Raw genomic sequence first — 22,741 nt, forward strand, 5'->3', positions numbered from 1 at the left:
GCTATCCGTTGGATTTCACCTCTCTTTTGTTCCGACCGCGCTCGATTTCGGCAATCCCCCTAGCCGGGGGGGGAGTTGATCGGTTTGCTGCCGCAGGAATTCGGACAGAGCGCCTTCCTGGTCGGGCCGGAGAGCATCGATTGCGGCGAGATGGTCTGGCGGATCGCCGCCGAGCAGGATGGACGGGCACTGCCCGTCATAATTGCCGAGATTGGGGCGGTGCTGCTGGTAGCCGACCAGCGCGGCAAGCTCGGGATCGAATGCGCTGGCCACCTCGGGCGGATAGGTCAGCCACTGGTTCTCATAGGGCTTCAGCCAGCCGAGGCAGTAGCTGACGATGATGCCTCGGCGCACCGCGTTTGAACGATTCGCGCCGGCGCCATGGAGGGTCGATCCCAGGAATATGATCGCCGATCCCGGATCCGCTTCGATGGCGACCGGCTCCGCGCCGTCGTCGCCCTGCCCGCCATTGTGGCTCCCCGGCCAGACCAGCGTCGCCCCATTTTCGGCCTTGAACGGCGAAATCGGCCACATGACGTTGACGAGATATTCGAGCTCGCCGGTCGGACCGCGCCACATGTCCTGATCCCGGTGCGGAAATTGCGCTGGCGCCCCCGGGTGCAGCTCGAGCGCTTGCGTGAGGTTGAGCTGGACCGTGTCGCACCAGGGCTCGAGGATAGCGTGGACGAGGCGCATGACGGCAGGGTTTTGGACAAGACTTTCAACCGTCGGCGCGCGCTTCAGCAGGCCACCGAAGCGTTTTGTCCGAGGGCCGTAGAATCCGCCCTGGCAGAAAGGCGTGGCGGCAAAACGCGGATGGAGGGATCGATTGATCTCCTCGATGCGTGACCGAGACTCGACATCCCGCAGGATGCAGAAGCCGTGCTGCCGCAGATTTTCGTCGGCTTTGGTCGCGGCGGAGACGCCGCGCGGTGCGATCGTGGCCATGATCGCCCTCCTCATGCTGCGGCGGGAAGATCGGCAAGGCCGACAGGGCGGAAAATGCCGCTCGCGCGCAGCTGCTCGCGCGTTCGGTCGTCCACATCGATTTGCAAGGCGACGAGACTTCGCCCTTGCTCGGACGTGGGAAGACCCAATGGTCGGCAAGTCCAGCCGAAACCCAGGATCTGCTGGAACCACGGCCACTCGGCGACCCCGGTGAAGCTGTGGATCTGGTTGGCGAGGGCATATTCGACGAGCGCGGTGACCAGCTGATTGCGCAGCTCGAGACGCTCCCGGGCGCGCAATTTTCGCGCAAGGCAAAAGCGGGTGATTTCCAGGATAGCACTGCCGCGCGGCGGCGCTTCCTCGCAAAGATCCGGGAAGATCGTGCCGAGAATATGCTCGTGCGTGGTCGGCAGAAGCCGTGCGGATGCCCGGTGTTCCCCGTCGTCCCCGGTAACAACGATGTAGACGGCGCGATCATTGTCGAACTGATCGATCTCGTAGCGACCGGCGATGACCGGAACGTCCCAGCGAAGAAGATCGACGAAGACCCGCTTGCGCTCCTCGAACATGGAGCGAAACAGGCGGTGTTCCATGGCTTGCGAAAAGCCGGTCCCGATGTGCATGACAGCCTCCTTTTGGTGAGGCCTGTCAGTCGATCAGAGGCGGCTTTTTTGCGTTATCCCCAGTTCTGGGGAGATCATCGGCCGAACACATCGGCAAAGCTGATTTGCCCTTCGAACAAGGCGCGAATGGCGAGGAGGGTGCGCTTGGTGACGCCATAGCGGTCGCGCGCATCCTTCACATGCTGGATCACCGTTTCCTGGCCGATGCCGAGGATCTGGCTGATCTCCCAATCGGTCTTGCCCCGCGCGACCAGCGCCACGCATTCGGCCTGCCTTTCGGTCAGGCTCGGGCATTCGGATTGCGGCGCGTGGATCCGGGAAATCTTGCGTGCCGCTTCGAACGCGAAGCTGCCGACGAGCTGCACGAACGGCAGCTGCCGATGGTCGAGCATCTCGCCCGCCGCCATCGCGAAGGAACAGGATCCATTGAGCTCGCCAGGAATATGGGCCGGAACGGTGAAGCCGTCGCCCAGCCCGGCCTCGTAGGCTTCTGCCAGGATCGAGCGATCGGCGGCCGTCAGAGAGATGATCGACTGAACCGCCGACCAGGCAAAGCCCACATTGGTGCGATGGCTGGCGCGGTGGATCGGGTCGCTCGCATAGAGGCGTCTCGCCTGGAAGCGCTCCACCCAGTCTTGCGGATAGTCGACGATGTGGACCGAGCGAACCGCAGGCTTCAGGTCGACATGATGGACCAGGGCATAGTGCCGAAAGCCCATGGCCTTCGTGATTTCGGCCATCAGGTCAGACAAGGCCGTAGCGTCCTTGATCGCGCCAGCGACAGCGCAGAAATCCTGAACTTGCCCAAGCCCGATCATCATATGGCCGGCGAGATCAGAGCAGCGCTTCCATGTTGAGATGACCATCGCGAACCGCGCGCAGCACCAGCTGCGTGCGTCGTCGCACGCCATAACGCCTGCGGGCCGATTCAACATATTCGTGCACGGTGTCGCGGCTGAGGCCGAGGATCTGGCCGATCTCCCAGTCGCTTTTGCCTTGCGCGACGAGCGCGATGCATTCGACCTGGCGAGGGCTGAGAGGGACGCAGGCCAATGGCCCTGCCCTTTCGCCAAGCAGCTCGCGCGCCCGATCATAAGCGACCGAGCCGAGCAGACGGGCGGTCAGAACCTCTTCTGCACTCAGCGGCTCGTCGCGTGATCGGGCCGCAGTGAAGATCGCCTCGGGCTCGCCCGGAGTCCGGATCGGCAAACTGTAGCCCGATGCAAGGTCATGATCCCGGGCGCGGTCAAGGATGCCTCGCTGGCGCGGCGTGAGCTCCAGCACGTCGCCGACACGGTCCCAGGCCAGTCCAGAGGGCGTACGTGCGCAGGCCGCATGAATGGGATCTTCGATATAGTGGCGTTCTTCTAGAACTTCCTCGAGCCAGGCCGACGGATAGGTTGTGAGGAACAGGCTTTGCTCGTCGCCGCGCCGAAGGTCGATATTGTGAAGCAGCGTGAACCAGCGGAAGCCAAGATCGCGCACGGCGGCATCGATCGTGCCATGCAGATCGCCAAGGGTTTCAGCACGCTGACAGTCCGTCGCAAAGCGCGTGAGATCATCAAGGCGGCCGCAGTCTTTTATCCTGTTCGCCATAGGCGACGGAAGCTCGTTCGCGAGGAGACGGCTCGTCCACACCTAAGCGGCGAGCGCCATGATTATCAGGATGAGTTGAGAACGATTCGCAACAATCTACGATTAGAATGGATCGCCTATGACACTTTATCCGCCGGCAAAGTGTCATAGCTGACAACCCGTCTGCGGCCGCCGATTTGGGATTCACATTGATCCTGCTTTGTGCTTGATTCCATCATGTTATGTTTCATGCAGGCAAGCCTCTTGAACCCTCCATTGGCTGTGATGTCGCGGCCGTGCTCGAGACGCTGGCGACCGTATCGAGCCGGCCCCGTTATGCCTTCATGCTGCTCAACCTGATCGCCCAGGTGGCGGGGCCAGATGGAAGCGCCGGTCCCTGGGTCAGGCGGAACGATGGGCTCGTTTCCCTGCGCGATTGGCTATGCGACGCATTGACCCCGATGGCCCAGCGTGGTCCGCGCAGCATTACGCTGGCCGAGCGGGTCGAGAGCGACCTCGCTAGAAACGGACTGCTCCCCGGCGATCCGGAGAAAAGGCGCGGCGTGATCGCGGAGGAAATGCGGGCACGCATTCGCACAGCCGGCAAGAGTAATCTCAGTCGCGCCGTTTCCGAACTGGTGAATGCAGGCCTGCTCCGCCGACATTATCAGGGCTATCGCGTCGACCATCGGAACCGTGGCGGCCAGCGCCACGCCGTCTATACCTTGATCGGCGATGCTCTGCGTCTAGTGCCGGGCATCAGCTCCACACCGAATCTGCCCGTGCAAGGCGAACTTGCCCTCCCAAGATGATTGCGCAGTCGAACCGGGATTGCTGCAGTAGTGTGCTGTGAGGTCGGGTAACGATGTCCGAATAATAAGGCCAGTCAGAACGTCAGCATTGACCTTGCCGGCAATTACATCAGCCATTCCCGTCAAGGATCGCCATGGCCTTCTTCGACGCGAATGGATTGTCAGATTCGGAATGAAGCCGGGCACGCGAGCCATATAATCGCGGTAAACCTCGCCGAAGTTGGCTAGCGCCTCCTTTTCCTCATGCCGAGCCAGCCGAATATACATCACGACGAGCACCGGAAACATAGCAAGGGTCAAAAGGGTCGGCCATTGTAGCAAAAAGCCGAGCATGACGAGAATGAAGCCGACATATTGCGGGTGCCGGATCCGGGCATAAATCCCAGTAAGGGCCAATTGGTGTTTGCGCTGACTCAAGTGAAGGGCCGTCCATGCAACCGAGATCAGCCAGTAACCCACGCCGATCAGCACAAAGCTGGCGATGTGGAATGGACCGTAATGGGGATTAACTCGCCAGCCGAACATCATCTCCAGGAGATGTCCAGCATCGTGGCTCCACCAGTCGACAGCGGGGAAATACGACTGGAGCCACCCCGAAAGCACGAAGATCGTGAGCGGGAAGCCATACATTTCCGCGAAGAGCGCTATGATGAAAGCGCTGAACGCCCCCAAACTGCGCCAGTCTCGTTTAGTTGCCGGCTTGAAGAAGCTGAACGCAAAGAGGATGAAAACGGCGGCGTTAACCAGCGCGAGCCCCCACAGACCATAGCCATAGTCGGCGTGCGTCATCGCGACTCTCCTTCGATGCGGCCGTTGGGATTGGCCGGTAAGCCGGCGGGTGCCTGACCGGGCTCATGGCCATGCTGATGCCCACCATGGCCGCGGTGCATGAACAGGTGCATGAGCGGGCAGGCGAGCAGGATGAGATAGGGCAGCACACCCAGGAAGTGCGCGGTATGCTCGGTGAGGAGGAAGAAGCTAGCGACGAGCAGGAAGCCGATCAGAACGATCTTGCCGCGCTTGCGCATGCGATGGTCATGTTCGCCCATATGCCGTCCTCTTCTGGTCAACGTCCGGGCAGCATAGGCTCGAGTCCAAGGAGCAAGGTATAAGTAGAGACCGAAGTCCCCCGGGCATCGCGCAGGCATGGGTAAGGCGATCGATGGGATCGGCCATCGGCGTTCGGGCGACGCAGCTGTCGGGGAGCAGCAGTCGTGCTGCGGATTTTGCGTATAGGCGTGCGGCGTCCGCGAACCAATGCTGCGCTCACGAACATAATCGTGAGAGGCAGGCCCGCGTCCATGCAAAAGAGAAAGAAACGGCACCATTCCCGCGTGACCATCTTCGAGCGTGAAGCAAGGATCGATCTGGCCAAGCGCCCGGCCGATGGTCTCGGCGTTGCCTTTCTCGGCGCATCGGGAACGGTCACAGGGTCGCGTTATCTGGTGGACGATGGTGAAACTCAGATCGTGGTCGATTCCGGCCTGTTTCAGGGACCCAGGGATCTGCGCCGCCTTAATTGGGCATCGATCCCACCCGAAGTCGCGGATGTCGGCCAGGTGCTGCTGACCCACGCCCATCTCGATCACTCGGGCGCACTACCGCGCATGGCGCGCCTGGGCTGGGACGGGACCGTCCTTGCCACGCGGGCGACCGCGGCCCTGTGCGAGCTCCTTCTTCCCGACAGCGGCCATCTGCAGGAAAAGGATGCGGAGTTCGCCAACCAGCACGGCTTCTCCAGGCACCAGCCGGCGCTGCCCCTCTACACCCAGGCCGACGCGCGTCTGGCATTGCAGCTCTTCCGCCCGATCGAGTTCGGAGCGTGGCATGCAGTCACGGACGGCATCAGGGTGCGCTACCATCGCGCCGGCCACATCCTCGGCGCGGCGTCGATCGAGATCGACTGGAAGGGGCGGACAATCCTCTTCTCAGGCGACATCGGCCGTTACGGCGATGCGGTGATGAAGGATCCCGAGCCGCCCGCGCGCGCCGACTATGTCCTAGTGGAATCGACCTATGGCGATCGGCGCCACGAGCAGGTCGATCCGACAAAGACGCTTGGAGATCATGTCGAACGATGCGTCGAGAGAGGCGGGACGGTGGTGATTCCGGCCTTCGCCGTGGGACGGGTTCAGTCGCTTCTCTATCATTTCTCGCGTCTGCGCGCGCAGGGACGCCTCCGCGACATCCCGATCTTCCTCGACAGCCCGATGGCGATCAACGCGAGCGGGCTGATGTGCGATTTCATGGACGAGCATCGCCTGGCCCGCGCCGAGTGCGAAGCGGCGTGCAGCGTCGCGCACTATGTGCGCGAAGTGGAGGAATCCAAGGAACTCACCGCCAACCCCGCTCCCAAGGTCATCATCTCGGCCAGTGGAATGGCAACGGGCGGCCGCGTGCTCCACCATCTCAAGCGCTTCGCGCCGGATGGGAAGAACCTCATCCTCTTCTCAGGCTTCCAGGCGGCGGGCACCCGCGGCGCCGCCATGATCGGGGGCGCCCGGACGATCAAGATCCACGGCGAGTATATCCCGGTCGAAGCCGATGTCGCCAACCTGACGATGCTTTCGGCGCATGCCGACAGCGACGAGCTCATGCGCTGGCTCGGGTCGCTGCAAGAGCCCCCGCGCCATGTCTATGTCACGCATGGCGAGCCGACCGGCGCCCAGGTCCTGGCGAAGCGTGTCTCGGAGGATCTGGGCTGGGCATGCAGCGTACCGGCGCTGGGTAGCTGGGGCATGCTCGCGTGAAGCCCGGGATCATCGAGGACGCCGAAGTAGAGCCTGTCGCGACGACGCTGCGGGCACACCGCCTCGGCCTGTCGGCTGCCGGAGGTGATCTGATCGCGGTCATGCGCCAAGACTGTCCCGTCTGCCGCTCGGAAGGTCTCGCGTCGCGCGCGCAGGTCGCGCTGCACGCCGGCGGGCGGGAAATCGTCGTCTCGCTGCTGCACAGTTCCGCGGAGGCTCCAGCGCCCGGCGAGATCGGCCTGTCCGAATCCGCATGGCGGCGGCTCGGCGTCAGCGAGGGCGATCCGGTCGAGATCGCGCACGCCCAGCCTCTCGCCTCGCTCGCCGAAGTGCGTCGGCGCATCTATGGCAATCGTCTCAGTGAAGGGGCTTTTTCAGCGATCATGACCGACATCGCCGAGCGACGCTATAGCGATGTCCATCTCTCGGCGTTCATCACGGCATGCTCAGCGGTCCCGCTCGATACGGACGAAACGATCAGCCTGACCAGGGCGATGGTCGATGTCGGCGAGCGATTGCAGTGGTCCGGAGCGGTCATCGTCGACAAGCATAGCGTCGGTGGATTGCCGGGCAATCGCACCACGCCGATCATCGTCTCGATCATGGCCGCGGAGGGCCTGATCATGCCCAAGACATCGTCGCGGGCGATCACCTCGCCGGCCGGCACGGCGGACACGATGGAGGTGCTTGCACCTGTCGACCTCGACGTTTCCGCCATCCGCAAGGTGGTCGAGCGCGAAGGCGGCTGCATCGCCTGGGGCGGCGCCGTCAATCTCAGCCCGGCCGACGATGTGATCATCGGCGTTGAACGAGTGCTCGATATCGATGCCGTAGGGCAGATGGTCGCCTCGGTGCTGTCCAAGAAAATCGCGGCCGGTGCGACCCATCTGGTCATCGATATCCCGGTCGGGCCGACCGCCAAGGTACGCGGAACCGATGCCGCCGATACGCTCGAGCGCGCGCTGAGCTCGGTCGCCCAAGCCTTCGGGCTTCGCACGCGCGTGATGCGCGGCCCCGGCGCGGAGCCGATCGGACGGGGCATCGGCCCGGCGCTCGAGGCGCAGGATATCCTTGCCGTCCTCCAGGGGCAGCCGGGCGCCGAGGATCTCGCCCACCGGGCCTGCGAGCTGGCGGGAGGACTGCTTGAGCTCGCTGACGCGGCCCCGGCCGGCGAAGGCTATGCGCGTGCGCGGGCGTGTCTCGAAAGCGGCGGGGCCTGGGCCAAGTTCCAACGTATCTGCGAAGCGCAGGGCGGCATGCGGGCTCCACCGGTCGCCCGGTTTCAGCAGGATATGATCGCTCCCTATAGCGGCCGCCTGGTGAGTATCGACAATCGCAAGCTCGCGACGGTCGCGAAGCTCGCCGGCGCGCCGGTGGCCAAGGCCGCTGGCGTCGCACTGCAGTGTCGGCTGAACCAGATGGTGGATGCCGGGGCTCCCTTGTGTAGCATTCATGCCGAGAGCCCGGGCGAGCTCGACTATGCGGCGGCCTATGCCGTGAGCGACGGGCCGATCTTCGGGATTGAAGCGCTATGAACCGTCCCGTCCTGTTCGCGCTGCCTGGCAGCGAGGCCCTGGCACAGCCGCTATCCGCCGCGCTCGATGCAGAGGTCGGCACGATCGAGCATCGTCAGTTTCCTGACGGGGAAACCTATCTCAGGGTCGGAAACGACGTCAGCGACCGCGAGGTCATCCTGCTGTCCAGTCTCGATCATCCGGACGCCAAGCTGTTGCCGCTGCTGTTCGCAGCCGACACCGCGCGCGATCTTGGCGCTCGCAGGATCGGGCTCGTCGCCCCTTACCTCGCTTACATGCGCCAGGACATACGCTTCCATGCCGGCGAGGCGGTGACGTCGCGAACCTTTGCTGCGATCCTGTCTCGCCATCTCGACTGGCTGGTGGCGGTCGATCCGCATCTCCATCGCTACCATGAATTGTCGGAAATCTACCGCATCCCAACCCAGGTTGTTCATGCCGCGCCGTTTTTGGCCTCGTGGATCAAGCGCAATGTCGCTCGCCCGCTGATCATCGGTCCGGACCTGGAAAGCGAACAGTGGGTCTCGCAGGTGGCGGCCGATGCCGATGCTCCGTTTCTCGTGTGCGAGAAAATCCGATCCGGCGACCGTCACGTCACCATCTCGATTCCGAATGCCCCAGCGTTTCTCGATCGCCAGCCGGTGCTGGTCGACGATATCGCCTCATCCGGTCGGACCCTCACCGAGGCGGCGCGCCAACTGGTCGGCATGGGGTTCGCGCGACCGGATTGCGTGGTCGTGCATCCGCTTTTTGCCGGCGATGCAGCGCAGGTTCTGGGTGGGCTTGTCGAAAGGATCGTCAGCACGAACGCGGTTGCACATGCGTCGAATGATATAGACGTCATGCCAGCGATCGCGGAGGCCGTTCGCCACCGGATTGAATGGCGTGCTGCGCGTCAGTTCTAAGACGGAAATGAACGCCCGGCAAACGCTGTGCGCGTCCTCATCCATTGACCCTAAACGAGTCCGAACCAATCTCCTGAGATCTCCCTTTCGGAGAAAATCGCGGCAGGGAAGGAGGATATGTCGTGTCGCACACACGCTCGTTCATCGATCCCCTCGACGTTGCTGGGCACCTGAAGCTTGAGCCCGAAGTAAAGCGCGCCACCCTGCTATCCTGGGCGTCCGATCGCGCAGCCGTCAAGGGCCAACCCGCCCCCCTCGCCCGCCGGGCGCCAGTAACCCGCTGCCGGTCGACGATGTGATGGAAGCGTAGCGATGGCTCGATCGCGCCGAGGGCGGCGCGGGCAACTCGCATGCATCGTCCGGAGCAGAGACCCGGCAATGAGCCGCAGCGACCGCGGCATTGGTGTGAGCGGAGTAGCCGAACCCTCACAGTTTCGCTGTCCTTCGCCGTTTTGCCTCGCCAAATTTTTACTCTTGACCTGGGACCATAGTCCAACGTGCAGAGAAGTATCCCTTGAAGCGCTGCCCTCGCGGCACTGCGTATTGATCGATCTCGGGGGCTATGGGGAACAAGCGCGTCGTGCATATCGTCGATGACGAAGAGACAATACGAAAAGCACTAAGTTTCACGTTGCGGACCGCAGGGTTTGCCGTAGAAGCCTACGCTTCGGGGCCGGAGTTTCTGTTGAGCGCAGAGGACGCCGAGAAAGGCTGCGTGGTTCTCGACATGCACATGCCCGACATGGACGGCCTGCAGGTTCAGGCGGAGCTGACGCGACGCGGTATCGACATGCCCGTCGTGGTGCTGACGGGCAATGGCGATCCTACGCTCGCCGTACAGGCGATGAAGGCGGGCGCTGCCGACTTTCTCGCCAAACCGGTCGAGAAGGCCGCATTGCTCGGCGCGATCGACCGCGGCTTCAGCTGGCTTGAGAGTATAGCCCGTCGTGCCTCCGAACAGGCCGACGCTCTTTCGAAAGCCGCGAGACTGACGCAGCGCGAACGGGCCGTTCTGAGAGGAATTTCGCGAGGCTATCCAAATAGCCTTATCGCAGATGAACTCGGCGTCACGTCGCGCACGGTCGAGCTGCATCGGGCCAGTCTGATGATCAAACTCAACGCGCAAAGCCTGCCCGACCTGTTGCGGATCGCTTTCGCCGTCGACCTGCACGAATCGACCGAAAACGGGCACCCCTAAAATTCTCGGCCGTGCGATGCCGGATGCTATGCGGATCGGGCCGCGGCCAGTTCGGCGATGATCGGACAATCCGGCCGCTCGTCGCCTTGGCAGCGCTCGGCCAGGTCGATTAGCGTGTCGCGCAGCGCCGTCAACGCCTCGGCTTTGCGCTGAAACTCATCGGCGCGGGCAAGGGCAAGCCGCTTCACCTCCGCGCTGGCACGGCCGGTATCGGCCCAAAGGCTGAGCAACGTGCGGATCTCCTCGATCGGGAAGCCGAGATCGCGGGCATTGGCGATAAACCGGAGGCGATGGAGGTCGCGCTCGCCATAGTCACGATAGCCAGCACCCCGACGCGCCGGCGCCGGGATGAGGCCGATCTTTTCATAATGGCGGATCATCCGCTCAGAGACGCCGCTCTGCCGTGACGTCTCGCCGATGTTCACAGTGCTTTCCGGTTGAGGCGCAGCGCGTTGGTGACCACGCTCACCGAAGAGAGCGCCATCGCCGCCGCCGCGATAATGGGCGAGAGCAGAATACCGAACAGCGGATAGAGCGCACCCGCCGCTACGGGCACGCCCGCGACATTGTAGATGAAGGCGAAGACGAGATTCTGGCGGATGTTCGACATGGTCGCTTGGCTGAGCCGCCGCGCCCGGACGATGCCAGTCAGGTCGCCCTTGAGCAGCGTGACGCCAGCGCTCTCGATCGCGACGTCGGTGCCGGAACCCATGGCGATGCCGACGTCGGCGGCGGCCAACGCGGGGGCGTCGTTGACACCGTCGCCGGCCATGGCGACCACCCGCCCCTCGCGCTTGAACTTGGCGACCACGGCGCTCTTCTGATCGGGCAGCACCTCGGCCTCCACCTCGTCGATGCCCAGACGCCGGGCGACCGCTTCCGCCGTCGTGCGGTTGTCGCCTGTCAGCATGACCACGCGAATGCCCTCCGCCTTGAGCGTGGCGAGCGCTTCTGGTGTCGTGGCCTTCACCGGATCGGCGATCGCGAAGGCGCCGCCGACTGTGCCGTCGACCCCGATGAAGATCGCGGTGGCGCCATCCCGGCGCAGCGCGTCGGCCTGGTCGGCGAGCGCCTCGGTGGCGACGCCCTCGTCGGCGAGGAACCGCGCATTGCCGAGGACGATGCGCCGCCCTTCGACCGTACCGAGCGCGCCGCGCCCGGTCGGCGAGTCGAAGTCGGTGACGTCGCTCGTGGCGATGGCGCGATCCTTCGCAGCCTCGACGATCGCCAGCGCGAGCGGATGTTCGGAAGCCCGTTCGACCGAGGCGGCAAGCCGCAGCAACTCGGCTTCGTCGAAGCCGGGCGCCGGCACGACCTGGGTGACGGCAGGGCGGCCTTCGGTCAGCGTGCCTGTCTTGTCGACGACGAGCGTGTCGACCTTCTCCATATGCTCGAGCGCTTCGGCATTCTTGATAAGGACGCCGAGTCCGGCGCCGCGGCCGACGCCCACCATGATCGACATCGGCGTGGCGAGACCCAGTGCACAGGGACAGGCGATGATCAGCACGGCGACCGCCGCCACCAGCCCATAGGCGAAGCGCGGCTCGGGGCCCCAGATACCCCAGGCGATAAACGCGACCACCGCAACCGCGATGACCACGGGCACAAACCAGCCCGACACCTGATCGGCCATGCGCTGGATCGGCGCGCGCGAGCGCTGCGCCTCAGCGACCATCTGGACGATGCGTGCGAGCATGGTATCGCGGCCGACCTTGTCGGCGACGATCACCAGCGCACCGGTCTGGTTGAGCGTGCCGCCGATCACTGTGTCGGCCTTTGCCTTGGTGACGGGCATGGATTCGCCGGTGACCATCGACTCGTCGAGCGAGGAGCGGCCGTCCTCGACTACGCCGTCGACCGGCACCTTCTCGCCCGGCCGCACCCGCAGGCGGTCGCCCACCGCAACCAGATCAAGGCTGATTTCCTCTTCGTTCCCATCAGAACCGATCCGGCGCGCGGTCTTTGGTGCAAGGTTGAGCAGCGCCTTGATCGCGCCCGAGGTGCGTTCCCGCGCGCGCAGTTCGAGCATCTGGCCGAGCAGCACGAGGACGGTGATCACCGCGGCCGCCTCGAAATAGACGGCAACCATGCCGTCCTCGCCGCGGAAGGCCGGCGGGAACAGCTGAGGCGCGAGCGTCGCGATGACGCTGTAGATCCAGGCGACCCCGGTCCCCATCGCGATCAGGGTGAACATGTTGAAGTTGCGGGTCTTGAGCGAGGCCCAGCCACGCTCGAAGAACGGCCAGCCCGCCCACAGCACGACGGGTGTCGCCAGCACGAACTGGATCCATACCGAGATAGACATCGGCACGAGGCGATGGATCGCGGGAAAGACATGCGCGCCCATCTCGAGGATCAGCACCGGGAGAGCCAGCACGAGGCCGACCCAGAAGCGCCGCGTGAAATCGACTAGCTCGTGGCTGGGGCCGCTGTCGGCGGTCACGGTCGCGGGTTCGAGCGCCATGCCGCAGATCGGACAGGACCCGGGATGGTCCTGGCGGATCTCGGGATGCATCGGGCAGGTCCAGATCGTGCCTTCGGGCGCCGCGACCGGCGGCGTCGGCGGGCCGAGATAGCGCTCGGGATCGGCGATGAATTTGGTCCGGCAGCCCGCGCTGCAGAAATGATAGCTTTCACCGCTATGCTCGGCGTGATGCGCCGTGGTCGCCGGATCGACGGTCATGCCACAGACCGGGTCCTTGATGCCGGTCGCCGCTTTCGCGCCGCCGTGGCCGCCGCAGCAACCGCCGCCATGCGCCGCTCCATGTGTCTCGTTCATCGCCTTGCTCCTTTCGACGCCTGACGATCTAGGGTCTGACACCGTGTCAGGGTCAATACGTAATCGCCTAAGCGGCCAAATCGGCGTACCCGGTCGCTCGGCCGGGATCAGGCCGGGGAGCACGCCGTCGGCATTGGGCTGGGTATCGTCGATGCCATCGAGCCGCTGCACGGTCAGGCGGAAGGCGAGCCGCATGAGACCCGTGCTGGCGGCCATAATCGGCGATTACCAGGCGCCAATCCGGGCGCAGCATGGCAAGCATGGCGGCACGCCACCGCTTCTCCCGCGCCCACAGGCGGATCGCGCGATCATAGTCTTTCGTCGATCCAGTCCCGCGCGGCGGGGTGTAGGATTGCATTGGCTTCTCCCAACGCGAGGCGTTCGAAACGATAAACTACATCGACATTGGTGGCGACAGTGTCCCCAGCCAGGCGACCAGCCCGAGAATGACGATCGCAAGACCGCCTTCGACGACGAGGCTCGCCCGCAACAGCGCCTGCGCCCGGGGCGCGTCCTCTTCCTCGATCGCCTGCGCCAGTGCCGGGGTCAGGCGGTAACGGTTGAGCGCGGCCAGGCCCAGCATGCCGGCGAAGAGCAGCAGCTTGGCGATGAGCAGCAGGCCGTAGGTCGACTGCCCGAGAGACGCGATGTTGCCCGGGCCGACCAGGAACCAGCCGTTCACCGTCCCGGTCAGGATCAGCAGGGCGACGATGATCGTGCCGACGAGGGAGAAGCCCCGCAGCGCTTCCTCGGCGAGCATGACCCGGTCCATGTCTTCAGTGGCGAGATCATCGGTTGCGAGCCTGGTAAGAACCAGCGCAAGGAATGCGGCAAGCGCGCCGACCCAGGCGCCCGCGGCGAGCAGATGGATGAGATCGGCCCCCAGTTGCAGCCAGCCCGCCTCGCCTTCGCCGGCCGCGCCATGCCCGCTCCAGGCGAGGGTCGCGAGCGCGACCGCGCCTGCCAGAGTGGACGCGATAAAGACAGGACGGGATTGCCGGCGATAGAAGGGGATGCAGAGCAGAAGAACAAGAAGCGCGACAAGACGCGCCTTCAGCGCCGTTCCCATGGACGTGCCGTTGATGAGGTCTGCGACCATGGATAGATCAGGCTGGGTGAGCGGCAGGCCGGTCATGGCCGCAGCCTGCAACGCGAACCCCAGCGCCGACAGCAAGAGGGCGAGACAGGCGAGACAGGCCACCATTGCCGCCATCGGCATATGCCGCTGAACGATCCGGCCGCCGCCAGGCGCATAGAGCGCGAACAGCGGCAGGCCGAACAGCAGGCCGAGATCGACGTAGAGCGCCCAGCGGACGGCGACGAGTGCCACGTCGTTCATGGCGTCACTTGACGGTAAAGGCGAGATTGCCCTGGATGCGGTGCGTGTCGGTCGAGACGACGTGCCAGGCGACCTGATAGCTGCCCGCCATGAGCGGCTTGGCGAGCGTCAGCACGAGCGTCTTGTCGCCTTCGACGGACGTCTTGAAGCCGGTTACCGCCATGCGGTGGTTGGGCATGCCGGGCATGCCGGTCATCACGATCTCGGCGCCCGACAGCTTCGGCATCAGACCTTCACTGAAGGTGAGCGTTATACGCGACGGCGCCGGGACGCTGGCGTTGGCGGCGGGCGTCGAGGACACGAGCTTGGGATGGGCGTAGGCCGGAGCAGAAACACTCAGGCCGACGGCGGCGATGGCTGCGAGCGGCGAAAAGAAGCGCATTTGGACATTCTCCTGTCAGTGACATGAGAGAATACGCAGCCGCGACCTGCACCCCTCGCAATTTTCTTTTTGTTCCCGGACAAGGGTTAGAAGACCACCCTGCGTATTGAGAAGAGAAGACGGAGAAACATCATGGACCACCTCGACGACATGCTCAGCCGGTTGCGGGAAGCCCCCCTCGATCCCCGGCTTGCCGGGCTGGACAGCCGCGTCATGGCCGAGATCGCCCGGCTCCAGGCCATGCCGCGCCTGAGCGCCACGACCTTCGGTGTCGCAGCCGCGGTCGCGCTCTTCATCGGCATCGCCGGTTCCGCGGTGCCAGTGCGTTCGGCAGATGCTGCGGCATCGCCCTTCGACGCGCGGCTCGCGCTCGCTCCTTCGACGCTGCTGAGCGCGCAATGATGCGCGATCGCCGCGGCCTTCTCCTTCTCGTGCTGCTGACGTTTGTTGCGGCAGTAGCGGGGGTCGTGATCGGCCGGCTCTATGTCGTGCCGGCGCCCCCTGTCGAGAATGAGCTGCACGACCTGCTCCATCGCGATCTCAAGCTGGATAGCGCGCAACATGCACGGCTCGAGGCTATCGAAGCCCGCTACGCCATCCGCCGACAGGCCCTGGAAGCGGAACTGCGCGCCGACAATGCATGGCTCGCGCAGGCCATCAGGTCGGAACATGGCTATGGGCCTCAGGTCTCCGCCGCCGTCGACCGGTCACACCAGGCGATGGGCGCGCTGCAGAAGGAAACGCTCGAGCATATCTTCGCGATGCGTGCGGTGCTCCGCCCCGACCAGACGGTGAAGTTCGACGACGCCGTCGTGAAAGCGCTGACGGCCGAGAAAAAATGACGCTCCACCTCCCCGACTGCTCGGACGGGGAGCTTGCGGCTCTGGCGCTGGGGGGCCGGCAAGCGGCCTATGGCGAGCTGGTCCGCCGGCATCAGGGCTGGGTACACCGTCTCGTGCGCAGCCATGTCGGTAGCCCCGACGAGGCGCTCGACGTCACTCAGGCGAGCTTCGTGGCCGCCTTTTCCGCGCTCAGCCGCTATGATGGGACGCGGCCCTTCCCGGTCTGGATGTCGCGGATCGTCATCAACAAATGCCACGACTGGCGCCGTCGCCGTGCGGTCCGCAATTTCTTTTCCTTCGCCCTTCCTCTGGGCGAAGCCGAACATATCGTCGACGACGCACCCTCGGCCGACCGCGCCCTGGATGCCGAACAGCAACTCGCCGAGGCGATGACGGCGATCGCCGCCCTGCCCGCCTCGCTCAAGGACACGCTCATCCTGCGGACGATCGACGAGAAATCGGAAGCCGAAACCGCCGAGATCCTCGGCATCTCCCAGAAGGCCGTCGAGACCCGCCTCTACCGCGCCCGGGCGCGCCTCGCGGAAAGTTTGAAGAAAGTTTGAGGGGCAGGCGGGTGGGCTGCGTATTTCCAATAGGTCCGCCCTCTTTCCGCAAGCTGAGACAAACCGAATGATTTCTGCCCTCGACCGCCGCCAGTTCCTTCGCGGCGCGGCCCTCGCCGGTGGTGGCGCCGCATTATCAGCCTGGCTGCCTGCCTGGGCGCAGACCATCTCGCCGGGGATGCGACCGACGCTACCGACCGTGTCGGGCGAAGACATCACGCTGACCATCGCCCGGCAGTCGATGAGCATCGACGGGCGCCAGTTCCGCGCAATCGGTCTCAACGGCACGGTCCCCGCCCCGCTGATCCGGCTGCGCGAAGGCCAGCGCGTGCGGCTCAACGTCGTCAATCAACTCGAGGAGGACAGCTCGATCCACTGGCACGGGCTGATCCTGCCGGCCAATATGGACGGCGTGCCGGGCGTGTCTTTTCCGGGCATCAAGCCGGGATCGAACTACCTCTACCAGTTCCCCGTCGTGCAAAGCGGCACCTACTGGTATCACAGCCATTCGGGCCTGCAGGAGCAGGAAGGCCATTACGGCCCGATCATCATCGACCCCGCCGGTGCCGATCCGGTCGCCTATGACCGCGAGCATGTCATCGTGCTCGCCGATCACAGCGCACTCTCGCCGCAGGCGATCTTCCGGCGTCTCAAGGTCAACCCCGGCCATTTCAACTTCCAGCGCCAGACGCTGGCCGGGCTGCTCTCGGGCAAGGACCAGCCACTCAAGGACCGGCTCGACTGGGGCCAGATGCGGATGGACCCCGCCGACATCTCCGATGTCACCGGATCGACCTACACCTATCTCGTCAATGGCCATGGTCCGATGGACAACTGGACCGCGCTCTTCACCCCGGGCGAGCGGGTGCGGCTGCGCGTCATCAATGCGTCGGCGATGACCACCTTCAACGTCCGCGTACCCGGCCTGCCGCTCAGCATCGTCCAGGCCGACGGGCAGAATGTGGTGCCCGTCACCGTCGACGAGTTCCAGATCGGTGTCGCCGAGACCTACGACGTCGTTGTCAGCCCAGGCGAGGACAAGGCCTATACTCTTGTCGGCGAGGCCATCGACCGCTCGGGCATGGCGCGTGCCACGCTCGCGCCGCGCGCCGGCATGGCTGGCGAGGTGCCTCCCTTACGCAAACGGCCGCTCGCCGACATGAAGGACATGGGCATGGACATGTCCTCGATGCCGGGCATGGAAGGCATGGACATGTCGGGCGGCGCTATGCGGGGCGTCGATCCGACGGCCGAGAAGAACGCGTCCGCGCGCCTCGCGACCGGCGCGGCGGCAGCGATGGCGACCATGGACAACAGCGCCATGGCGGGCATGGACCATTCGGGGATGGATCATTCCGCGATGAGCGGGATGGATCATGGATCGATGGCCGGCATGGACCACGGCGCGATGGGCGCCGATGGCCAGATGGCGGGCATGGATCATGGCGGGCACGCGATGGGTTCGATGAAGATGCGCGACTTCTCGAACGCGCCGCAGGTGAAGCGCGATCCGAGCGTCCAGACCATCTCGCCGATGCCCGTCGACCGCACCGGCGAGCCCGGCCAGGGCCTCACCGACGTCGGCCACAAGGTGCTCGTCTACAAGGATCTGATGGCGCTCGAGCGCAATCCAGACGTGCGCGCGCCGAGCCGCAGCATCGACATCCACCTCACCGGCAACATGGAGCGGTTCATGTGGTCGTTCGACGGCGAGAAAATGTCGGACCATCACGAGCCGATCCCGTTCATCGAAGGCGAGCGGGTGCGCGTCAATCTCATCAACGACACGATGATGGGGCATCCGATCCACATCCACGGCCATTTCTTCGAGCTGGTGACCGGGCATGGCGACCATGCGCCGCGCAAGCACACCGTCATCGTCCAGCCCGGCGGCAAGGTGAGCTGGGACTTCACCGCCGACGCGGTCGGGGACTGGGCCTTCCACTGCCATCTCCTCTACCACATGCATGCAGGGATGATGCGGGTCGTGAGCGTGCGTCCGAAGGGAGACGCGCAATGACCCGCATCCTCACGCCGCTGGTGAGCGCGATCGCCCTTCTCGCCGCCGCACCCGCCTTTGCCCAGGATCATTCGATGCACGACATGCCCGGCATGGCGCCGCCGGGCGGGGCGCGGCCGGCGCAGGAGAAAAAGAAGGACAAGGCCGCCGCGCCGCGCCCCAAGCCCACTGCCAGGCCGCGCGCTCAGAAGCCAGCGCCGGACACCATGCCGGCAATGGACCATTCGCAGCACCAGACCACTCCCGCGGCGCAAGCAAATGCGGCCGGTCAGCCGCAATCCACGTCTCCCGCAATGCCGGAGATGCCGGGCATGGACCACTCCCAGCATCAGGACGGCGCGATGCCCGACATGCCCGGGATGGACCATGCGCAGCATGGCCAGACAGCGACGCCGGGAATGCCCGCCATGCCCGGCATGCAAATGACCGGCACGGCGCTTCCGGCCGGCAATGCGCCCCCGCCGCCTCCCCCAAGCGACCACTTCGCCGATCGTGATTTTCCCGGCGGCGAGATGGCGCGCTCGCGCGACATCATGATGAAGGATACCGGCGGCAACAATTTCGGGCAAATGCTGCTCAACCTGTTCGAGTATCAGGCGCATAGCGGCCGCGATGGCTATCGCTGGGATGGCGAAGGCTTTTACGGCGGCGACATCAACCGGCTCTGGCTCAAGAGCGAGGGCGAAGGCGAGTTCGGCCGCGGCATCGACAGCGCCGAGGTGCAGGTGCTCTACAGCCGGGCCATCGACCCCTATTTCAATCTTCAGGGCGGTATCCGCCAGGACTTCGGCCGCGGGCCCGACCGCACCTACGCGACGATCGGCGTCGAGGGCCTGGCTCCTGGCATGTTCGAGGTCGAAGGCGCGCTGTTCCTCTCGACCAAGGGCGATGTTCTGGGCCGGGTCGAGGGCTATTACGACCAGCGCATCACCCAGCGCCTGATCCTCCAGCCGCGCGCCGAGGTCAATTTCGCCGCACAGGATATTCCGGAGAACGACATCGGTTCGGGGCTGGTCAACATAGAGCTCGGCGCGCGCCTGCGCTACGAATTCAGCCGCCAGTTCGCGCCTTACATCGGCGTTTCCTATCTGCGCAAAGCCGGAGACACGGCGCGGCTGTCGAGGCTTGCGGGCGAGGACGTCCATGCCACCAGCTTCGTCGCCGGCGTTCGCTTCTGGTTTTAGCATCAGGACGGCTGATGGCGGGGGCGAACAAGAGAGCGGGGCGTTACACTCATACCCAGGTCGGCCGGCGCCGAGCGAAGGAGATACGCCATGGACCATTCGTCCCACATGAACACCCGGAAGATGGGCGCCTATTGGAGCCTTGCCGTTCAGACCGTCATCAGCGGCGTCATCATGTATCTGGTGATGTTCGTCATGATCGACGGGCTCGACAGCTTCTACAACAACCTCAACATGCTCTACATGACGCTGATGATGGTCGCGCCGATGGTGGTGCTGATGATCCTCGCCATGCGGCACATGTTCGCGTCGAAGGCCGCCAACATCGCGCTGATCGCCGCGTCGCTGGTCGCCTTCTTCGGCAGCTTTGCACTCATCCGCACCCAGACCACGATCGGCGACACGGCCTTTCTGCGCTCGATGATCCCGCATCATTCCGGGGCGATCCTGATGTGCCAGGAAGCAAAGCTCAGCGATCCGGAAGTCATCCGGCTTTGCGAATCGATCAAGCGCTCGCAGCGGCAGGAAATCGACGAGATGAAGGCCATACTCGCGCGGCGCTGAGTGGCACGGTCGGGCTACGCCCGGATACGTGCGCCCGGCCAGGTATGTGAGCCGGCCGATGGTCGACACGAGGCGCGGGGCGGACGAGATTGCAAGCGACGTAGCGCGGCTTGCGCCGCTGTTCCTGCGACAGGCTGGCGGCCACGTCCTGACGCTGCTCGATCCTTCCGGGATCGTGCTGAGCTATAATGAAGAAGGCGAGCGTGCCGAATGCTGGCCGCTCGATCGCGTTCTGGGACAGCCCCACGACCTGTTCTACCCGCCAGACGAGATAACGGCAGGACGGCCCCGCGCCGACTTGGACGCCGCTCTGCGCGAAGGCACTCTGGAGCGTGAAGCCTGGCGAGTCTGCGAGAACGGCTCGGAATACCTTGCGCGATTGACCATCACTGCGCTGTTCGAAGACGACGCCCATCGAGGCTTTGCCTGCATCAGCCGGGATGTCACCGACGAGGCGGCGGTCCGGGCTTCAAACGAAACGCGCGAGCAGCATCTGCAATCGATCCTGGCGACCGTACCTGATGCAATGATAATAATCGACGAGGCCGGCGTCATCACCTCGTTCAGCGCTGCTGCCCAGCGCATGTTCGGCTATTCGGAAGCCGAGCTCGTCGGGCAAAATGTCTCCTGTCTTATGCCTCAGCCCGACCGCGACCGGCACGACGAATACATCGCGCATTATCTGCAGACGGGCGAGCGCCGGATCATCGGTCTGGGCCGCGTCGTTGTGGGTCAGCGCCGCGACGGCTCGACCTTCCCGATGCAGTTGTCGGTCGGCGAGGCCGGTGAAGAGGGCCAGCGGCTTTTCACAGGGTTCATCCGGGATCTCACCGCCAAGGAGCAGGATGAGCTCAGGCTCAAGGAACTGCAAGCGGAGTTGGTTCATGTCTCGCGGTTGAGCGCGATGGGTACGATGGCCTCCACGCTTGCTCATGAACTCAATCAGCCGCTCGCCGCAGTGGCGCTCTATCTCGAAACCATTCGGGACATGCTCGCTGTCCAGGATGATGAGCCATTCGTCTCTCTTCGGTCCGTAATGGACGATGCCGCTCAGGAGACGCTGCGCGCTGGCCACATCGTCCGGCGCCTCCGCGACTTCGTCGCACGCGGTGAGGTCGACAAGAGTTTGCACGACCTGCCGCAAGTCATCACCGAGGCAAGCCAACTGGCACTGGTCGGCGCGCGCGAGCGGGGCATCCGTAGCTTCTTCGCAATCGACCCCGCAGCCACGCCGGTCCTCATCGACAGGGTGCAGATCCAGCAGGTGCTCGTAAACCTGATGCGCAACGCCGTTGAGGCCATGGCAGAATCATCGATCCGCGACCTCAAAGTCGCGACGAGTTTGCGTGCCGACGGCCTTGTCGAGGTTACGGTGGAGGATACCGGCCCCGGGATCGCGGAAGAAATTCGCGAACAACTGTTCATGGCGTTCACATCGACGAAGGCCGACGGCATGGGCCTTGGCCTCTCGATCTGCCGGACGATCATCGAAGCACATGGCGGCCGCATCTGGATGGAGCGCTCTGACCGAGGCGGCACGTGCTTTCACTTCACGCTGATCCACGCGCGGGCGGAGGAGGAACATGGGGGATAGACGCATCATTCATCTGGTCGACGACGAGGAGAGCATCCGCAAGGCGGCAAGCTTCGCGCTCAAAACCGCGGGCTATGATGTCATCGCCTACACCTCCGGAGTGGAATTTCTCAGGACAGCGAAGTCCGCTGAAGTAGGCTGCGTTATCTTGGATGTGCGGATGCCTGAAATGGACGGTCTCCAAGTCCAGACCACTATGGCTGCGCGTGGGATCAACATGCCGGTCATCGTCCTGACCGGCCACGGCGATGTGTCGGTAGCTGTGCAGGCTATGAAAGGCGGCGCGATTGACTTTCTCGAAAAGCCCTTCGAGAAGGCTGCCCTGCTCGAGGCCGTGAGGCGCGCTTTCGCTCGTCTCGACGATGTCGACCTTCGCGCGCTGGAATCGTCGGAAGCCGAGGTGCGGGTTGCTGCCTTGACCCCCCGCGAGCAGGAAGTGCTGGAAGGATTGGCGAACGGCTTGCCCAACAAGACGATCGCCTATGATCTGGGTTGCTCATCCCGGACGGTCGAGGTTCACCGCGCCAGCCTCATGGCCAAGCTCGAGGTCCGCAATCTCTCTGAGGCGTTGAGGATCGCCTTTGCTGCCGGGTTCGGTCGCAAGACGTGATAACTGCGCCCTCTACGTAGCGACGAGGATGCCGCATCGTGCGAGCCATTGCCGTGATGCAACAGGTCCTCATGTCGCGCGAGATGTCTTCGTTTTCTGACACACAAGGTGATGGGCGCTACACCATCCTCGTCTCCGACGACGACCCGGGTGTTCGGCGTGCCCTTCAGCTTCTCCTTAGATCCCGTGGCTACTGCGTCTGTAGCTATACAAGTGGTAGCGCGCTTTTGGCCGATTCGCGTGCCAAGCGAGCCAATTGCCTGATTGTTGATTATCGCATGCCGGACATTGATGGCTTTTCGATCCTGCGCCAACTCCGATCGCTGGGCTGGTCCGGATGCTCCATCATGATTTCGGGCTTCCATGACGAGGTTCTCGCCCGCCGCGCTGCCGACGCGGGCTTTGATCACATGATCACTAAACCACTAAGGAGCCGTCTACTCCTCGAGGCAATCGGCCGTCACAGACGCCTCTCGTCGAATGAGTAAATGGACCGCGTCCGACCGCCAACGCTAAAG

General features: G+C 64.3%; 23 protein-coding genes and 1 pseudogene. 14 read left to right on the forward strand and 10 right to left on the reverse strand.

Going from position 1 to position 22,741, the window contains the following annotated elements:
• Positions 1-15: 15 nt before the first annotated feature.
• From ATN00_RS20840 to ATN00_RS20855, 4 genes are all read right to left on the reverse strand, one after another.
• On the reverse strand, positions 16-948 hold the full coding sequence (locus tag ATN00_RS20840; RefSeq protein WP_013039073.1) for a phytanoyl-CoA dioxygenase family protein: 933 nt from the start codon (positions 946-948) through the stop codon (positions 16-18).
• A gap of 11 nt (positions 949-959) precedes the next feature.
• Complete coding sequence (locus tag ATN00_RS20845) at positions 960-1,571, reverse strand: acyl-homoserine-lactone synthase (RefSeq protein WP_007683387.1); 612 nt, start codon at positions 1,569-1,571, stop codon at positions 960-962.
• Between the two features lie 74 nt (positions 1,572-1,645).
• A complete protein-coding gene (locus ATN00_RS20850) occupies positions 1,646-2,392 on the reverse strand; it encodes a LuxR family transcriptional regulator (protein WP_007683385.1) in 747 nt (248 codons plus the stop codon).
• Positions 2,393-2,405: 13 nt separating this feature from the next.
• Positions 2,406-3,167 carry a helix-turn-helix transcriptional regulator gene (locus tag ATN00_RS20855; RefSeq protein WP_013849920.1) on the reverse strand — a complete coding sequence of 254 codons (762 nt, stop codon included), beginning with the start codon at positions 3,165-3,167 and terminating at the stop codon, positions 2,406-2,408.
• A gap of 221 nt (positions 3,168-3,388) precedes the next feature.
• Here ATN00_RS20855 and ATN00_RS20860 point away from each other — a divergent pair, with 221 nt between their 5' ends.
• On the forward strand, positions 3,389-3,958 hold the full coding sequence (locus tag ATN00_RS20860; protein ID WP_013039076.1) for a hypothetical protein: 570 nt from the start codon (positions 3,389-3,391) through the stop codon (positions 3,956-3,958).
• 117 nt (positions 3,959-4,075) lie between these two features.
• Here the strand turns inward: ATN00_RS20860 and ATN00_RS20865 are convergent.
• Both ATN00_RS20865 and ATN00_RS20870 read right to left on the reverse strand, forming a co-directional pair.
• A pseudogene (locus ATN00_RS20865) lies at positions 4,076-4,747 on the reverse strand (methyltransferase family protein); the annotation flags it as partial.
• Positions 4,744-5,007, reverse strand: coding sequence for a DUF2933 domain-containing protein (locus tag ATN00_RS20870; RefSeq protein ID WP_007683380.1), 264 nt, complete (start codon positions 5,005-5,007; stop codon positions 4,744-4,746). The pseudogene ATN00_RS20865 and the gene ATN00_RS20870, both read right to left, overlap by 4 nt.
• 252 nt (positions 5,008-5,259) lie before the next feature.
• On the opposite strand from ATN00_RS20870, the gene ATN00_RS20875 reads away from it, so the two are divergent.
• From ATN00_RS20875 to ATN00_RS20890, 4 genes are all read left to right on the forward strand, one after another.
• Positions 5,260-6,708: an MBL fold metallo-hydrolase RNA specificity domain-containing protein gene (locus ATN00_RS20875; RefSeq protein WP_031304554.1), complete on the forward strand. Its 1,449-nt coding sequence runs from the start codon at positions 5,260-5,262 to the stop codon at positions 6,706-6,708.
• Complete coding sequence (locus ATN00_RS20880) at positions 6,705-8,243, forward strand: thymidine phosphorylase family protein (protein WP_004212749.1); 1,539 nt, start codon at positions 6,705-6,707, stop codon at positions 8,241-8,243. Before ATN00_RS20875 ends, ATN00_RS20880 begins: the two co-directional genes overlap by 4 nt.
• Complete coding sequence (locus ATN00_RS20885) at positions 8,240-9,148, forward strand: ribose-phosphate pyrophosphokinase (RefSeq protein WP_062069258.1); 909 nt, start codon at positions 8,240-8,242, stop codon at positions 9,146-9,148. Before ATN00_RS20880 ends, ATN00_RS20885 begins: the two co-directional genes overlap by 4 nt.
• Positions 9,149-9,710: 562 nt before the next feature.
• Complete coding sequence (locus ATN00_RS20890; protein ID WP_007683376.1) at positions 9,711-10,346, forward strand: response regulator transcription factor; 636 nt, start codon at positions 9,711-9,713, stop codon at positions 10,344-10,346.
• Between the two features lie 26 nt (positions 10,347-10,372).
• On the opposite strand, the gene cueR is transcribed toward ATN00_RS20890, so the two are convergent.
• The 4 genes from cueR to copC all read right to left on the reverse strand — a co-directional run bounded on the left by cueR (position 10,373) and on the right by copC (position 14,846).
• Entirely contained in the window at positions 10,373-10,771 is a 399-nt protein-coding gene (cueR, locus tag ATN00_RS20895; RefSeq protein WP_022684257.1) for a Cu(I)-responsive transcriptional regulator, read from the reverse strand.
• A complete protein-coding gene (locus ATN00_RS20900; protein WP_062069393.1) occupies positions 10,768-13,125 on the reverse strand; it encodes a heavy metal translocating P-type ATPase in 2,358 nt (785 codons plus the stop codon). Before ATN00_RS20900 ends, cueR begins: the two co-directional genes overlap by 4 nt.
• A gap of 394 nt (positions 13,126-13,519) precedes the next feature.
• The gene (copD, locus tag ATN00_RS20905) at positions 13,520-14,464 is read right to left on the reverse strand and encodes a copper homeostasis membrane protein CopD (RefSeq protein ID WP_022684259.1); all 945 of its coding nucleotides are present in this window, start codon (positions 14,462-14,464) and stop codon (positions 13,520-13,522) included.
• 4 nt (positions 14,465-14,468) lie between these two features.
• A complete protein-coding gene (copC, locus tag ATN00_RS20910; RefSeq protein ID WP_007406420.1) occupies positions 14,469-14,846 on the reverse strand; it encodes a copper homeostasis periplasmic binding protein CopC in 378 nt (125 codons plus the stop codon).
• 132 nt (positions 14,847-14,978) lie between these two features.
• On the opposite strand from copC, the gene ATN00_RS20915 reads away from it, so the two are divergent.
• From ATN00_RS20915 to ATN00_RS20955, 9 genes are all read left to right on the forward strand, one after another.
• Entirely contained in the window at positions 14,979-15,248 is a 270-nt protein-coding gene (locus tag ATN00_RS20915; protein ID WP_037447996.1) for a hypothetical protein, read from the forward strand.
• On the forward strand, positions 15,248-15,688 hold the full coding sequence (locus ATN00_RS20920) for a periplasmic heavy metal sensor (RefSeq protein ID WP_026109207.1): 441 nt from the start codon (positions 15,248-15,250) through the stop codon (positions 15,686-15,688). Before ATN00_RS20915 ends, ATN00_RS20920 begins: the two co-directional genes overlap by 1 nt.
• Entirely contained in the window at positions 15,685-16,251 is a 567-nt protein-coding gene (locus ATN00_RS20925) for an RNA polymerase sigma factor (protein ID WP_017501305.1), read from the forward strand. Before ATN00_RS20920 ends, ATN00_RS20925 begins: the two co-directional genes overlap by 4 nt.
• A 67-nt stretch (positions 16,252-16,318) precedes the next feature.
• Positions 16,319-18,271 (forward strand): copper resistance system multicopper oxidase, encoded by a 1,953-nt coding sequence (locus ATN00_RS20930; RefSeq protein WP_015449251.1) that lies wholly within the window; start codon positions 16,319-16,321, stop codon positions 18,269-18,271.
• Entirely contained in the window at positions 18,268-19,455 is a 1,188-nt protein-coding gene (locus tag ATN00_RS20935; protein WP_062069261.1) for a copper resistance protein B, read from the forward strand. The genes ATN00_RS20930 and ATN00_RS20935 overlap by 4 nt, the downstream gene beginning before the upstream one ends.
• A 90-nt stretch (positions 19,456-19,545) precedes the next feature.
• Entirely contained in the window at positions 19,546-20,019 is a 474-nt protein-coding gene (locus ATN00_RS20940; protein WP_013039091.1) for a DUF305 domain-containing protein, read from the forward strand.
• A gap of 58 nt (positions 20,020-20,077) precedes the next feature.
• Positions 20,078-21,613 carry a PAS domain-containing sensor histidine kinase gene (locus ATN00_RS20945; RefSeq protein ID WP_044663295.1) on the forward strand — a complete coding sequence of 512 codons (1,536 nt, stop codon included), beginning with the start codon at positions 20,078-20,080 and terminating at the stop codon, positions 21,611-21,613.
• The gene (locus ATN00_RS20950; protein WP_037486757.1) at positions 21,603-22,223 is read left to right on the forward strand and encodes a response regulator transcription factor; all 621 of its coding nucleotides are present in this window, start codon (positions 21,603-21,605) and stop codon (positions 22,221-22,223) included. The genes ATN00_RS20945 and ATN00_RS20950 overlap by 11 nt, the downstream gene beginning before the upstream one ends.
• Before the next feature lie 83 nt (positions 22,224-22,306).
• Positions 22,307-22,711 carry a response regulator gene (locus tag ATN00_RS20955; RefSeq protein ID WP_037486787.1) on the forward strand — a complete coding sequence of 135 codons (405 nt, stop codon included), beginning with the start codon at positions 22,307-22,309 and terminating at the stop codon, positions 22,709-22,711.
• The last annotated feature ends 30 nt before the right edge of the window (positions 22,712-22,741 follow it).

Source organism: Sphingobium baderi, assembly GCF_001456115.1.
Lineage (GTDB): Bacteria > Pseudomonadota > Alphaproteobacteria > Sphingomonadales > Sphingomonadaceae > Sphingobium > Sphingobium baderi_A.